General features: G+C 69.9%; 10 protein-coding genes. 1 reads left to right on the top strand and 9 read right to left on the bottom strand.

The genetic code is table 11. The features are described 5' to 3' along the window. Positions 1-116 precede the first annotated feature (116 nt). The 3 genes from pgi to ACFO27_RS09325 all read right to left on the bottom strand — a co-directional run bounded on the left by pgi (position 117) and on the right by ACFO27_RS09325 (position 5,527). On the bottom strand, positions 117-1,721 hold the full coding sequence (gene pgi, locus ACFO27_RS09315; protein WP_376817100.1) for a glucose-6-phosphate isomerase: 1,605 nt from the start codon (positions 1,719-1,721) through the stop codon (positions 117-119). Positions 1,722-1,845: 124 nt separating this feature from the next. Continuing rightward, a complete protein-coding gene (locus ACFO27_RS09320) occupies positions 1,846-3,042 on the bottom strand; it encodes an acetyl-CoA C-acyltransferase (RefSeq protein WP_376817101.1) in 1,197 nt (398 codons plus the stop codon). A 61-nt stretch (positions 3,043-3,103) separates the two neighbouring features. After that, the gene (locus tag ACFO27_RS09325) at positions 3,104-5,527 is read right to left on the bottom strand and encodes a 3-hydroxyacyl-CoA dehydrogenase/enoyl-CoA hydratase family protein (protein WP_376817102.1); all 2,424 of its coding nucleotides are present in this window, start codon (positions 5,525-5,527) and stop codon (positions 3,104-3,106) included. Between the two features lie 187 nt (positions 5,528-5,714). Between ACFO27_RS09325 and ACFO27_RS09330 the strand changes: the two genes are divergently transcribed. Beyond that, positions 5,715-6,470, top strand: a complete 756-nt coding sequence (locus ACFO27_RS09330; RefSeq protein ID WP_376817103.1) for a hypothetical protein — start codon at positions 5,715-5,717, stop codon at positions 6,468-6,470. Positions 6,471-6,480: 10 nt separating this feature from the next. Here the strand turns inward: ACFO27_RS09330 and ACFO27_RS09335 are convergent, their stop codons facing one another. The 6 genes from ACFO27_RS09335 to ACFO27_RS09360 all read right to left on the bottom strand — a co-directional run bounded on the left by ACFO27_RS09335 (position 6,481) and on the right by ACFO27_RS09360 (position 14,136). Then, positions 6,481-6,825 (bottom strand): type II toxin-antitoxin system PemK/MazF family toxin, encoded by a 345-nt coding sequence (locus ACFO27_RS09335; RefSeq protein WP_376817104.1) that lies wholly within the window; start codon positions 6,823-6,825, stop codon positions 6,481-6,483. Beyond that, entirely contained in the window at positions 6,822-7,052 is a 231-nt protein-coding gene (locus tag ACFO27_RS09340; RefSeq protein WP_376817105.1) for an antitoxin MazE family protein, read from the bottom strand. Before ACFO27_RS09340 ends, ACFO27_RS09335 begins: the two co-directional genes overlap by 4 nt. A 163-nt stretch (positions 7,053-7,215) precedes the next feature. Further along, a complete protein-coding gene (locus ACFO27_RS09345; RefSeq protein WP_376817106.1) occupies positions 7,216-9,504 on the bottom strand; it encodes a TonB-dependent siderophore receptor in 2,289 nt (762 codons plus the stop codon). Between the two features lie 188 nt (positions 9,505-9,692). Continuing rightward, complete coding sequence (locus tag ACFO27_RS09350; RefSeq protein ID WP_376817107.1) at positions 9,693-11,750, bottom strand: ABC transporter permease; 2,058 nt, start codon at positions 11,748-11,750, stop codon at positions 9,693-9,695. Beyond that, a complete protein-coding gene (locus ACFO27_RS09355; protein WP_376817108.1) occupies positions 11,747-12,982 on the bottom strand; it encodes an efflux RND transporter periplasmic adaptor subunit in 1,236 nt (411 codons plus the stop codon). The genes ACFO27_RS09350 and ACFO27_RS09355 overlap by 4 nt, the downstream gene beginning before the upstream one ends. Beyond that, on the bottom strand, positions 12,979-14,136 hold the full coding sequence (locus ACFO27_RS09360) for a YncE family protein (RefSeq protein ID WP_376817109.1): 1,158 nt from the start codon (positions 14,134-14,136) through the stop codon (positions 12,979-12,981). Before ACFO27_RS09360 ends, ACFO27_RS09355 begins: the two co-directional genes overlap by 4 nt. Positions 14,137-14,162: the final 26 nt, after the last annotated feature.

A 14,162-nucleotide genomic window follows, 5' to 3' on the forward strand; every position in this document is an offset into this window, starting at 1 on the left:
CATGAACCCGACTGGGGTGGCAGGGAAAGTCCCTATGCGCCCCCACCTCGCCGCTTGCACGCGGCTCGGATTCGGCAGGCACAGGACAGTCCGCAGGGACTGTCCTGTGTCCAGCCTCATCCCCGCAGGCGGTCGATCCAGTGGCGGGTGGAGGCGTCGTGGCGGGCGGCGGACGCATCGACGGAGGCCGCGGCCGCACGCGCCGGGCCGGCCGGGTCCAGTTCGGCGATGATGCCGCGCGCCAGGATCTTGCCGTATTCGACGCCCCACTGGTCAAAGGGGTCGATGCCCCAGATCACGCCCTGGGTGAAGACGCGGTGCTCGTACAGGGCCAGCAACGCGCCCAGGGAATACGGCGACAGGCGCGGCAGGACGATCAGGTGGTTGGGCCGTCCGCCCGGGTGGACGCGGTGCGGGGCCAGCCAGTCGGCGCGGGCCGCGTCCATGCCTTCGGCCAGGCATTCGGCGCGCGCCTGGGCCAGGGTCTTGCCGCGCATCAGGGCTTCGCGCTGGGCCAGACAGTTGGCCAGCAACTGGCGGTGATGGGTCGGCCAATGGTGGTCAGCCTCGCGGCACAGGATGAAGTCCACCGGCGCGCCGTCGCTGCCCTGGTGCATCCACTGGAAGAAGGTGTGCTGCGCGTCGGTGCCGGGCATGCCCCAGACGGCGGGGCCGGTGGGCACGCCCACGGGCCGGCCGGCGACGTCCACCGACTTGCCCAGGGATTCCATGTCGAGCTGCTGGATGTAGGGCACCAGGTTCGCCAGGCGCGAGTCGTAGGGCGCGATGTTCAGCGACCCCTGCCCCAGGACGCTGCGGTTGGCGACGCCCGCCAGGGCCATGCGCACCGGGGCGTTTTCCGCCAGGGGCGCCTGGGCGAAATGCGCGTCCATGGCGGCGGCGCCCGCGCGCAGGCCTTCCAGCACGTCGACGCCCACGGCCAGCGCGGTGCTCAGGCTGACCGCGGACCAGAGGGAGAACCGTCCCCCGACCCAGTCCCACAACTGGAAGATCTGGCCGTCCGGCACGCCCCAGGCGCGGGCGCGGTCGGGCCGGGCGGTGACCGCGGCCAGGTGGGCGGCCGGGTCCAGGCCGGCGCCGGCCAGCCATTCGCGGGCGCGGGCGCCGTTTTCCAGGGTTTCGGCGGTGGTGAAGGACTTGGAGACCAGCACGACCAGGGTCTCGCGCGGATCCAGCCCCGCGAGCCCGCCCTCGATCGCGTGGCCGTCGATGTTGGCGACGAAGCGCACGTCGCGCCAGGTGCCGGCATAGCCGAAGGCCGTGACGGCCAGGCGCACGCCCCAGTCCGAGCCGCCGATGCCCACATGCACGACGTGGCGCCAGCGCCGCCCGGCGTCGGCGCGCCGCACCCAGGCGTCCATGCGTTCGCGTTCCGCGCGCACCTCGGCCGGCGCCTCCGGCGCGCGCAGCGCGGTGTGCCAGGCTGCGCGGTCTTCGGTGACGTTGACGGACTCGCCCGCCAGCAGGCACGCGCGCTGCGCCTCGAAGTCCCGCGCGCGCAGCAAGGCCTCGCCCGCGGCCATGAGCTCGGGCGAGTGGCGCTGGCCGCTGGAATCCAGCGCTAGGCCGGGAGCTTCGATCAGGTCCAGCGCATCGGGACGCGGCGCGCAGGTCTGGACCGCCAGCGCGAAACGCTTCCATTCCGGAAGCTCGGTCAGTGGGGCGGGCGTGTCGGCGGCGCAAGCGACGCGATCAATCATGGCGGCGGGATCTGGATGAAAGGACTCTCCGGGCATTATGTCATGATGCGGACATGGAAAAACGCCCCGGCGCTTCCCTCCGAAAGGGGAAAGCGCCGGGGCGTTCAAGCCGTCGGGAAGACGATCAGCAGCGTTCGAAAATCCCGGCGGCGCCCATGCCCGTGCCGACGCACATGGTGACCATGCCGTATTGCAGCTTGCGGCGGCGCAGGGCGTGGATGGTGGTGGCGGAACGGATCGCGCCGGTGGCGCCCAGGGGGTGGCCCAGGGCGATGGCGCCGCCCATGGGGTTGACCACGTCCTCGTTCAGGCCCAGGTCGCGGATGACAGCCAGGGACTGGGCGGCGAAGGCTTCGTTCAATTCGATCCAGCCCATCTGGTCCAGCGTCAGGCCGGCCTTTTTCAGGGCGGCCGGGATGGCTTCCTTCGGGCCGATGCCCATGATGTCGGGCGGCACGCCGCGCACGGCGAAGGACACGAAGCGCGCCAGCGGCGTGAGGTTGTGTTCCTTCAGGGCGCGTTCGGACACGACCAGCAGGGCGCCGGCGCCGTCGGAGGTCTGCGAGCTGTTGCCGGCGGTGACGCTGCCCTTGGCGGCGAACACGGGACGCAGGCGGGCCAGGGCCTCCAGGCTGGTGTCGGCGCGCGGACCTTCGTCCAGGCTGACGGTGTGGCGGGTCTCGCGGACCTCGCCGGCCTTCAGGTCCGGCACGCGGCGCACGATCTCCACCGGCAGCATTTCGTCGGCGAATTCGCCGGACTGCTGGGCGGCCAGCGCGCGCTGGTGCGAACGCAGGGCGAATGCGTCCTGGTCCTCGCGGGAAATCTTCCAGCGCTGGGCGACCTGCTCGGCAGTGGAGCCCATGCCGTAGGCGATGCCGATGTTCTCTTCCTTCAGGTAGACGTCCGGGCTGAAGGAGGTGTTGATCCCCATGGTGGGCACCAAGCTCATGGACTCGGTGCCGCAGGCCAGCATCACGTCGGCCTCGCCCACGCGGATGCGGTCGGCCGCCATGGCGACGGCGGTCAGGCCGGACGCGCAGAAGCGGTTGACGGTGACGCCGCCGACCGATTGCGGCAGGCCCGCCAGCAGCACGCCGACGCGCGCCACGTTCAGGCCCTGCGGGCCTTCGGGGATGGCGCAGCCGACGATGGCGTCCTCGATCGCGGCGGGGTCCAGGCCGGGCGCCTGGGCCATCACGCCCTGGATGGCCTTGGCCAGCAGCTCGTCGGGACGGGTGTGGGAATACATACCGCGCGGGGCCTTGCCGATGGGCGTGCGCGTCGCGGCGACGATGTAGGCTTGTTGAAGGGCAGTCATTGAAAGTCTCCTTGTTCGGGGTTCCGGGCCGGCCGGCGGCCCGGGCTTCGTCTGCGGCGCGTCAGTTGCGGACGGGCTTGCCGGTTTGCAGCAGACCGGCAATGCGCTCCTGTGTCTTGGGGTTGGCGAGCAGGCCCAGGAAGGCCTTGCGCTCCAGCCGCAGCATCCAGGCCTCGTCGACCAGGCTGCCCGGATCGACGTCGCCGCCGCAGATGGCCGTGGCCACTTCCAGACCGATGTGGAAGTCGTAGTCACTGATGTACCCGCCCACGCGCATGTTCACCAGCTGCGCACGCAAGGTGGCGATGGCGTCGCGGCCGGCCACGGGGAAGCGCGCGGCCAGCGGCGGGCGCCAGCCCTGTTCGGCCAGGTTGGCGGCCTCGCGCACGGCCACGTACAGCAGCTCGTGGCGGTTCATGACGATGGGGTCGGAGTCGCGCAGGAAGCCGATCTGGCGGGCCTCCAGGGCGGACTTGGACACGCGCGCGGTGGCCACGGCCAGGACGAAGTCCTTCACGTAGGCGAGCAGCGGGGCGTCCGGGGCGGACTGGGCCTGGATTTCGGCCGCGCGGCGGGCGCTGAAGGTGATGCCGCCGGCGCCCGGCACCAGGCCGATGCCGACTTCCACCAGGCCGATGTAGCTTTCCAGGTGGGCGACGCGGCGCGCGCAATGCACGGACAGCTCGCAGCCACCACCCAGCGCCAGGCCGGCCACGGCCGCGACCACGGGCACCTGGGCGTAGCGCAGGCGCATGACCATGTCCTGCATTTCCTTCTGGATCGGCTCGACGGCCTTGACGCCGCCGGACATGAAGGCGGGCAGCATGGCCTTCAGGTCGGCGCCCGCGGAGAACGGGTCGTCCAGCTGGGCGACGACCAGGGCCTTGTAGCCCTGTTCGGCCAGGTCCACGGCGCGGACCACGCCGCGCACCACGTCCGGGCTGAGGGTGTGCATCTTGGTCTTGAACGACACCAGCAGCACGTCCTGGGGATGCGGGGCGGGCAGCGTCCAGCACAGCACGGCGTCGTCTTCATGGACGACGTTCGGCGTCAGCGACGGGCCTTCGCCGACCAGGCGCGGCGCGCCGATCTGGCGCTGGTAGACGGGTAGCGCGCTGCGCGGCACGTAGGCGTTCGCCGCCGGGCTGTAGGAGCCTGCCGGCGTGTGCACGGCCTGCTTGTCCCAGACGACGCCGCTGGTGGCCCAGGCGGGCAGCGGCGCGTCCGACAGGGTCTTGCCGGCGGCGATGTCTTCGTTGATCCACTCGGCGACCTGGCGCCAGCCGGCGGCCTGCCAGATCTCGAAGGGGCCGAAGCTGTGGCCGAAGCCCCACTTCATGGCCTGGTCCAGTTCGCGCGCGCTGTCGGCGATGTCGCCCAGGTGCACGGCGCTGTAGTGGAAGGTGTCGCGCAGCACGGCCCAGACGAACTGCGCCTGGGGATGCGTGGAATCGTGCAGCGCCTTCAGGCGCTTGGCGGGATCGCGTTCCTTCAGGATGTCCTTGACCTCGTCGTCGGCCTTCTCGCCGGAGGGCACGTACTGGCCCGCGGCGGGGTCCAGGCGCAGGATCTGCTTGCCTTCCTTCTTGAAGAAGCCGGCCTTGGTCTTCTGGCCCAGGGCGCCCTTCTCGATCAGGGCGGCCAGCACGGGCGGCACGCCGAAATGCGCGCGGAAGGGATCGTCGGGCAGCTGGTTCTTCATCGTGTCGATGACGTGCGCCAGCGTGTCCAGGCCGACCACGTCGGCGGTGCGGTAGGTGCCCGACTTGGCGCGGCCCAGGCGGGTGCCGGTCAGGTCGTCCACCAGTTCGTAGGGCAAGCCGAAGGCCTGGGTATGGTGGAAGACCGACAGGATGCCGAACACGCCGATGCGGTTGCCAATGAAGTTCGGCGTGTCCTTGGCGCGCACCACGCCCTTGCCCAGCTGCGACACCAGGAAGGTTTCCAGGTGGTCCAGCAGGGCCGGCTCGGTGGCGGCGGTGGGGATCAGCTCGACCAGCGGCATGTAGCGCGGCGGGTTGAAGAAGTGCACGCCGCAGAAGCGGTGGCGCAGGGTTTCGGGCAGCGCCTCGGACAGGGACGTGATGGACAGGCCCGAGGTGTTGCTGGCGACGATGGCGTGCGGGTTCAGGGCCGGCGCCAGCTTGTGGTACAGGTCGCGCTTCCAGTCCAGGCGTTCGGCGATGGCCTCGATGACGACGTCGCAATCGGCCAGCAGCGCCAGGTCTTCGTCGTAGTTGGCCGGCGTGATCAGGTCGGCCAGGGCGTTGACGCCCAGGGGCGCGGGGTTGAGCTTTTTCAATTGGGCGATGGCGCGCTGGACGATGCCGTTCTTGCCGCCCTGGCCGTCGTCCTTGGCCAGATCGAACAGCACGACCGGCACGCCGGCGTTGACGCAGTGGGCGGCGATCTGCGCGCCCATGACCCCGGCGCCGCACACCGCCACACGGCGGATGAACAGGGGGGCGGACTGGCTGGTTTGCATGATATTGTGTCCTCGCTGGTTTTAATGGGCTGGCCGATGGTTTGGATGTGCGCTGAACAGGCTCACCCGGCTGCTGCATGCTTCGGGTGGATTTCTTCAGGGTCTTCCCAGGCCGATTTTTTGATTGTCGCTGATTTACGATGAAAATTCAAACGATCGTTTGAATTTAAAGATGTCCCCCATAGCCATGGCCCGATTGCCCCGTCTCTACGCTCCCCGCATCCCCCAGCTGATCCAGGCACGCTTCGCGCATCCGCTGGCGCCGGCCGACGCACCCGCCCCCGCGGCGGCGCTGGACCGGATCCGCGACTGGCTGGCGGAGGAGATCGGGCGGGCGGCGGCGGGCGAGGCCGGCGCCGTGGCCCTGCACGCCTGGATCGTCCTGCCCGACCGGATCACGCTGCTGGCCACGCCGGGCGACGAGGCCGCGCCATCGCGCCTGATGCAGGCGCTGGGGCGGCGCATGGGCTCGGGCCTGATGCGCACGCGGGTCTACGCGGGGCGCTACCGCAACGCGCTGCTGGAACCGGGGCGCTGGGTGCTGCCGGCCATGGTCTGGCTGGAATCGCTGCCGGTCTCGACCGGCCACGTCGGCGCGGCGGCGCAATGGCCCTGGTCGTCGGCGGCGGAACACGCGGGGCTGGGCGGGACAGGCGCCGGCGGCATCGGGGGCGCCGGCGGCGCGGCCGAAACGCCGGCCAGCCGCCCGATGCTGACGGATCACCCCGACTACTGGCGCGAGGGCGACACGCCCTTCGCCCGCCAGGCGGCCTGGCGCAACCGGCTGGCCGCCGGGCTGGGCGAATCGCAGCGCCTGCAGATCGAGGCGGCGCTGTCGGGCCAATGGGCGCTGGGGGAGAAGATATTCCTGGCGCACCTGGGGCGCCTGGCGTCGCGCCGCGTCAGCCCGGCGCCGCGCGGGCGGCCCAGGAAGGCGGGTTAGGGGTTAGGGGTCATTTTGCAATTCCAAGAAACACAGCCAGACAACGCTCGACCGTCACCATCGTGTCCGTGCCGACGCGGCCGATGATGTGTCCTATCTTGCTGCGTTTTACCGTCATGCTTTTGTCGATCATGACCTGCGAGGGCTTTTGGAGGCCATTTTCCGAATTGGGTTTCAGGGTGACCCGCAGCAAGGGGGCCGCCACCAGCGTGCCTGACACAGGCAGCACGGTGACGCTGGCATGTTCGATGAACTGGTCCGCTTGCAGAACCAGCGCAGGCCTGGGCTTGCCAAAATCACCCTGCATGACCACCGTCACCAGATCGCCGCGCCTGGCCCTGCCCTGCGCCATCATTCCGTCCAGCCATCCACTTCGGCCAGGGCCTCATCCATGAGAACTTGCAAGTCCGCATCGTCCTGATCCGCCCGGGACACCAGCCGGCTCTGCCGGCGGCATTCCTCCTCGAACCCAGGGCGCCGCGTATCCGGCACCCAGATCTGCACCGGGCGTAGCCCTGCCATCCGCAACGCAGTGCGATGCTTCTGAACCCTCGCATTCACATGGGCTGTCGCCATCTTCATTCTCCGATCCGGACGTTACATGGAACATGATACAAGTCCGTATCGTTACATGCAACGAATCATGCTGTGGGCGCTTCGCCGTCAAGCTCGACGCTCCATAGTAAAAGTCCCGCGCCCCCTGGGAAAGGGGACGCGGGACCGGTTTGTCGCAGCGACAGATCGATCAGAACGAGCTGGTCACTTCCATGAAGAAGGTGCGGCCCGGCTGGTTGTAGGTGTAGGCGCCGGCGCCGTAGATGTAGTTGGCATTGTCCATGTTGACGCCGATCGCATTTCCCCGGCGGAAGATGCGCTTGTCGAACAGGTTGTCCACGCCCGCCGTCACGCGGAAATGCTTGTTGACCTTGTACTGCGTGCTCAGGCCGAACAGGGCGTAGGGCGGGATCTTGTCGGTGGCGCTGCCCGTCAGCGGCTGGCCATAGTAGTCGTACTTGGGCCCTTCCTGCTCGCCGTAGACGGTGGCCTTGGCGCGCAGCGACCAGGCCGGCGTCACGGACCAGTCCAGCGTGCTGTTGACCGTGTATTCGGGAATGGTGGACAGGTGTTCGCCGGTCTCCTTGTTCTTCGACTCGATCATGTAAGTGAAGTTGGTGGACCACAGCCAGTCCTGCGCGAAGGGCCAGGTCAGGTTGCCTTCGATCCCCTGCACGACGGCGCGTGGGATGTTTTCCCATTGAAAAACATTCGTGTATTTACCGATGCTGTTCGTGAAACTGTCGATCGGCGCGCGCCCCGCCTCAATCTTGTCACGATAGTCATTGTGGAAATAGGTCAGGCTGGCGCCTAGGCCTTCGGGGCTGCGAAATTCGATCCCCAACTCTTTGTTGATGCTGGTTTCCGCCTTCAGGTCCGAATTCCCCAACAGGAAGCAGCCGTTATCACTGCCCGGAGCGTTGCCCCAGCAACCATTGCCCGCGCTATACAGCAGATAGCCGGAATTACTCTGGTACAGGTTGGGCGCCTTGTAGGCTCGCGCAATGCCAGCCTTGACCGTCCATTGCTCGTTGACCATGTAGGACAGGTTCAACGCGGGGCTCCAGTTGTTGCCCTGGAGGCTGTGATGATCGAAGCGCAGACCCGGCGTCACGGTCCAGCGTTCGCCAATATACAGATTATCCTCCGCGAACAACGAATAGATGCTGGCATGCGCCTTCGGGCTGTAGGCGAAAGGCACCTTGGGCATCTTGGAATTCGGGAGATTACGCGAGGCCAGGTCGGAGGAATAGTCCTCCAGGTCCTGCCGCACCCATTCCAGGCCGAAGGTACCCATCTGGTCGATGCCGCCCCAGTTCAGGCGGCGGCTCAGCTCGGTATGAGCCGTCAACGTGCGCAGGTTGATGTCGCCGTAGCCGCCATCTTTCACCGCCGCATTGGTCGGATCGTTGAATGCGCCCTCGGTGCCCCCGGCCAATCCTTCCAGCAAGCGGGTATTGCGCGTCTGCTCGTACTGCAGATAACTGAGGGTGTGGGTGTCGGCGTTCCAGTCGCCATTGTGGGTGATGGAATAGGCCTGCCGATAGACGCGGTTGGTTTCACCACCCAGTTCGCGCTTGACCATCGGATTGCTGTTCGTGTTCTGCGTGTCGCCAACATAGATGTTGCCCTGGCGTCCGTAACTGGCTTCGAAGTCGATCTTGTGGCCGGCGGCAGGCTTCCAGCTCAGTACGCCGTTGATGTCACGGTTCTTGAAACCCTCACGACCAGACGGGAAAGTGTCCTTGTTCTGACCACCGCGCGACGACGCATGCCCCTCATTGATGTCATACGCATCCCCCTGGAAATTCGCCATGCTGCCGTTCAGACGGAAACCCAGGCTGTCGGAGATCGGGCCGGTCAGGCTGAAGGTGGTGCGGGCGGTCGAGCCCTCGTCGCTGTGCTCGGGCAGATTGCCGTAGGCGGTGACGGAACCGCTCAGCTTGTCCGCGATCGGCTTGGTGATGATGTTGACCACGCCGCCGGCGGCGCCGTTACCGTAGCGCGCGGCGGCGGGGCCGCGCAGGACTTCGATGCGTTCGATCTGTTCGGGCGGGACCCAGTTGGTGTCGCCGCGCGTGTCGCGCTCGCCGCGCCAGCCGAAGCGCACCGATCCGCGCGAGGACACGGGCTTGCCGTCGATCAGGATCAGAGTGTTTTCCGGGCCCATGCCGCGGATGTCGATCTGGCGGTTGTTGCCGCGCTGGCCGCTGGAGGAGTTGCCGGTCAGGTTCACGCCCGGCATGGTGCGGATGATTTCCGACACGTCGGTGGCGGGCGGGGATTTCTGGATGTCCTCGGACGTGATGGTGGACGCGCCCGGGGTCTGTTTCAGTTCCTGTTCGGCCTTGACGACGACGCGGTCGAGCTGGGCGACGCCGTCGGACGATTGCGCGCCGGCGGGGGAAGCGGCCAGGCCCAGGGCGATGAGCAGGCCGATCGGCGGCAGGGCGCGGCCCTGGACCTTGGAAGCGGACATGTGGATTCCTTGGATTGCTGCGAGGATTACAAAAAGCACACGAGAATATAAACGATAACCGTTCCTATTTACAAATTGGAATGTTTGGCATGCCGGCGCGATGCGAGAACGTCCGGCCGGGCATGCTGGCGCCGGCCATGGACATGGAGCCCCGATCAAGGGAGGCGGCGCGCCGCCCTGCCCCGCCTTCAGCCGCCCGACAATGCCGCCACCGGATCGAGCCGGGCCGCCGCGCGCGCCGGCATCAGGCCGGAGGCCAGGCCCGTGGCGACGGCGCAGCCGAAGGCGCCCAGGATGGCGGTCAGCGAGAACACCAGTTCGACGCCCGCCGCCAGCAGGACCAGCCCGATGCCCAGGCCCAGCGCCACGCCGGCCGCGCCGCCGCACAGGGACACCAGGGCGGCCTCGGTCAGGAACTGGCGCCGGATGTCGCGCTGGCGCGCGCCGACCGCCATGCGGATGCCGATCTCGCGCGTGCGTTCGCGCACCGTCATCAGCATGACGTTCATGACGCCGATGCCGCCGACCAGCAGGGACACGGCGGCGATCAGGCCCAGCATCAGGGTCATGGCGTTGCGCGATTCGGCGGCGGCCTGCAGCTTGGCCGCCGCGTTGCCGATGCTGAAGCTCTCGCGGCCGTGACGCGTGCTCAGCAAGTCGCGCATGGCCGCTTCGGCCGCGACGGCGTCCTGCGGAGAGCGCGCCTCGACGACCGCGTATTCGGGCTCGGCAATGGCGGTGAAGACGCGCGCACGCCCCGTGTCGAAGGGGATGAAGGCCTGGTCGTCGTAGTTTTCCGAACCCGACTCGGCGCCCTTGGCGCTCATGACGCCGATCACCTCGAAGGGGGTGGCGTCGATCAGGACGAGCTGGCCGATGGGATCGTCCACGTCGGGCAGCAGCCGTTCCCGCAGGCGGCTGCCCAGGACCACCACGGGCGCCAGTTCGCGGTTCTCGGCGGCGATGTGGAAACGCCCCCGGGCAACGGGCCAGCGATGGATGGCCGGCAGGTCGGCCGTGCTGGCGACGACGTAGGAGGGGCGCAAGTACGCGCCGTGGCGCAGCATGACCGGATTGCCGATCACCGGCATGACGCGCGCGATTTCGGGCAGTCCGGCGACCGCCGCGAGGTCGTCCAGGGTGACGACGCCCTCCACGCCGCCCTCGGGCGCGACGCCGCCGCTGACGTACAGGATGGCGGCCCCCAGGGCGCCCATCTGGCGCACGACCTGTTCCTTGGCGCCACGCCCGATGGCCAGCATGACGATGACCGAGGCGACGCCGGCGACGATGCCCAGCAGGGTCAGGGCGGTGCGCACGCGATTGAGCGCCATCGACCGCCAGGCGGCGCGCCAGGCCTCGGCCAGGGCGGAAGCGGCGGGAGCGTGGCCGGGGCGGGGCCGCCCGTCCTCCACGTCCCTGCCCCGCGCGTCTGAGAGGCGCGTCCCGGCGCGGTGAGAGGGGCCGGCTTCCGCCACCGCCGATGCCGACGAGGGCACGCACGCGGGTGCCGATGCGGACGCCGCCATTCGCGCGGCTCCCGGCGCGGCGGCTCCCGCGCCGGGCCGGTCGCCGACCACGCGCCCGTCGCGGATCTCGATGACGCGCCGGGCACGGGCGGCGACCTGCGGATCGTGGGTGATCAGGATGATGGTGTGGCCCCGGGCGGACAGCTCGTCGAACAGGGCCATGACCTCGGCGCCGCTCTGCGTATCCAGGGCGCCTGTCGGTTCGTCGGCGAGGATGACGCGCCCGCCGTTGGCCAGCGCCCGCGCGATCGACACGCGCTGCTGCTGGCCCCCGGACAACTGGGCCGGCCGGTGCAGCAGCCGCCCGCCCATGCCCAGGCGCTCCAGCAGCCCGGCCGCCCTCTCTTCGCGGGAGGCGCGGTCCTCGCCGGCGTAGAGGGCCGGCAGCGCGGCGTTTTCCAGCGCGCTGTCGGTCGGGATCAGGTGGTAGCCCTGGAACACGAAGCCGAAGGCCTCCCGGCGCAGCCGGGCCCGCTCGTCGGCCGGCAGGGCCGAGACGTCGCGGCCCTCGAAGCGGTAGGTGCCGCTGCCGGGCCGGTCCAGGCAGCCCAGGATGTGCATCAGCGTGGACTTCCCGGAGCCGGAGGCGCCGACGATGGCGACGTATTCGCCTTCCCGGATGGACAGGGATACGTCGCTCAGCGCCCGGGCGGCCGGCGCGTCCCCGGCGCCGCCGTAGGACCGGCCGACGCCTTCGAGCCGGATCAGGGCGCTCACAGCACGAAGCGGGGCATGCCGCCGTCCGCCGCGTGGTCGCCCAGGATCAGGAGTTCGCCCTCGGCCAGGCCTTCCAGGACTTCGGCGGCGCGGCGGTCGCGCGCACCGATCCGGACGATCCGCCGGACCGCGCGGCCGCCCTCCAGCACCCGGACCTGGTAGGTCCCGACGGCGCCGGCGCCGCGATCCATGCCGGCGCCGGCGCCGTCCCCCGCCGGGCGCAGCGCCGCCAGGGGCGCCAGCACGGCATCCTCGACCTGGCGCGTGACGAAGGCCACCTGCGCGCTCATCCGGGGCAGCAGGGCGCGGTCCGGATTGGGCACGTCGAACAGTACGGTGTAGAACACGGCCTTGGCGCTGGCGGCGGGCTGCGCGGCACCGCCGGCCGCGGATTCCGCCGGCTCGGACTGGGGCATGGGCAGCACCTGGCGCACCGTGCCGCGCCATTGCCGCCCGTCCTGGGCCAGGGTCGTGAAGACGGCCTCCATGCCCACGCGCAAGCGCGGGACGTCGGCCTCCGACACCTGCGTCCACACGGTCATGGCCGACAGGTCCGCGATGCGCAGCAGGTTGGGCGTCTGGTAGGTCGCATTCAGGGTCTGGCCGGGCCGCGCCTCCAGCGAGACGACCGTGCCGGCAATCGGCGCATAGATCCGGCTGTAGCCCAGCAAGGCCTCGTCGCCCTTCAACGAAGCCCGGGTGCGGCGGATGTCGGCCTCGATGCGCCGCACGGCCGCCTCGGCGGCCAGCAGGCCGGCCCGCGCGGCGTCGGCCTGCTGGGCGGGCGTAGCGCCGGCCCGCAGCAGGCGCTGGTGGCGCCCGGCGTCCGCCCGGGCCAAGGCCTCGGCGGCCCGGGCCTCGTCCAGCTGGGCACGCAGGGCGTCCAGCGAGGCGCGGCCCGCGTCCACGGTCGCCTGCTGCACGGACGCGTCGATCTCCACCAGCAGTTGCCCCGGGCTGACCGTGTCGCCCGGCTGGACGTGGATCTTCTGGATCTGCCCGGACACCTGCGCGCCCACGTCCACGTAGTGCCGGGGCCGCAGGGTGCCCAGCGCGTGGACGGTGGCGCGCACCTGTCCTCGCTCGACCCGCGCCACTTCGTACGCGGGCGGCGCCGGGCGTCCGGCCCAGACGGCCGTGGCCGCCACAGCCAAGGCCAGCAGGATCCAGCCGGCGCGCCGGCGCCAGCGGCGGGCGCCGCCGGGCGCCGCCACGGCCGCTTCGCCGCTCATCCGCGCAGGTCGATGCGCACGACGCTTTCCAGGCCGTCGGCCCGATGGGCGGGGTGCTTGTCGTCATGCGGCCCCTTGATCGTGGCGAACAGGACCTGGCCGTCGGCCGACAGGGCCAGGCTGTTCGGATGCACCGGCAGGTCGTGGCGCGCCTTCACGGCATAGGTCGTGCCATCGATCACCGTGATCGCGCCCGTGCCCATGGGATGTTCGCGCGAGGCGCCCCGGTTGCTCACGTAGATCTCGTCGCGGACCGGGTTGTAGAGCACGTCCAGCGCGCTTTCGCCCACGGGGACGGCCGCCAGGACGCGGCCGGTCGCGGTGTCGAGGACGACCAGGCGGCCGCTGTTGGCGTCGGCGCCGAACAGGCGCGCGCCGGTGTCGTCCAGCGCGACGTTCACCAGGAAGGGTTCGGCGCCGTCCAGGGCGAAGCGGCGCAGGATCTTGCCGCTGTCCGGGTCGATGACGGTCACGCCGTAGTCCCCGCCCTGTCCGACGTACAGGCGGTTCGCGGCGGGGTCGTAGGCCGCGCCGGCGGGCCATTTGCGCAGGCCGGACAGGGTGTGCAGGAGGGCGCCGCGCTTCAGGTCCACGATCCAGACCTTGCCCGCCGTGTCGGGATTGGTGACGAACATGCGGTCGCGCGCCTCGTCCAGCACGATCTGGCGGACGTGCTCGAAGCCGCCCTTGGCCTTGGCCTGGCCGAGCCGGTAATTCGCCGCCTTCCCGGCCTTCAGGTCGATGGCCTGCACGCTGCCGTTCAGGGTGTTGCCGGCGTACAGCGTGTCCGTGCGCGCGTCGTAGGCCAGCCCGTAAGGCTTGCGCTCGGTCTGGATGACGGCCTTGGTTTCCAGGGTGGCCGGGTCCAGGCGGTAGATCGCGCCGCCTTCGTCGGCCTTGAAGCTCCGGCCCGCGGACGCCACGAACACGTCGCCGTCGGCCACGACCAGTTCGTAGAGCCCGGGGGCGAGGTCGCGGCGCAGCACGGCCTGCCGCGCCGGGGCCTGGGCGGCCTCCGCGCCCGGGCCGGGTTTGCCGGACTGGACGCCGGGGGCGGCGCACGCGGCCAGCGCCGCGCACAGGACGAGCATGCCCAGGCGGGCCGGCGCGCGGCCGGCGGCCAGGCGATGGAAGCGGATGGCGGGGGTTTGCATGTTGCGGACTCCTTTCATGATGTCGA

Source organism: Castellaniella denitrificans, assembly GCF_042653765.1.
GTDB classification, from domain to species: Bacteria; Pseudomonadota; Gammaproteobacteria; order Burkholderiales; family Burkholderiaceae_B; genus Castellaniella; species Castellaniella denitrificans.

Coding starts and splice junctions, on each gene's coding strand:
- ACFO27_RS09330 (WP_376817103.1), top strand. CDS start 5,715: ATGGCCCGATTGCCCCGTCTCTACGCTCCCCGCATCCCCCAGCTGATC.
- ACFO27_RS09340 (WP_376817105.1), bottom strand. CDS start 7,052: ATGAAGATGGCGACAGCCCATGTGAATGCGAGGGTTCAGAAGCATCGC.
- ACFO27_RS09325 (WP_376817102.1), bottom strand. CDS start 5,527: ATGCAAACCAGCCAGTCCGCCCCCCTGTTCATCCGCCGTGTGGCGGTG.
- ACFO27_RS09345 (WP_376817106.1), bottom strand. CDS start 9,504: ATGTCCGCTTCCAAGGTCCAGGGCCGCGCCCTGCCGCCGATCGGCCTG.
- pgi (WP_376817100.1), bottom strand. CDS start 1,721: ATGATTGATCGCGTCGCTTGCGCCGCCGACACGCCCGCCCCACTGACC.
- ACFO27_RS09360 (WP_376817109.1), bottom strand. CDS start 14,136: ATGCAAACCCCCGCCATCCGCTTCCATCGCCTGGCCGCCGGCCGCGCG.
- ACFO27_RS09335 (WP_376817104.1), bottom strand. CDS start 6,825: ATGATGGCGCAGGGCAGGGCCAGGCGCGGCGATCTGGTGACGGTGGTC.
- ACFO27_RS09320 (WP_376817101.1), bottom strand. CDS start 3,042: ATGACTGCCCTTCAACAAGCCTACATCGTCGCCGCGACGCGCACGCCC.
- ACFO27_RS09355 (WP_376817108.1), bottom strand. CDS start 12,982: ATGAGCGGCGAAGCGGCCGTGGCGGCGCCCGGCGGCGCCCGCCGCTGG.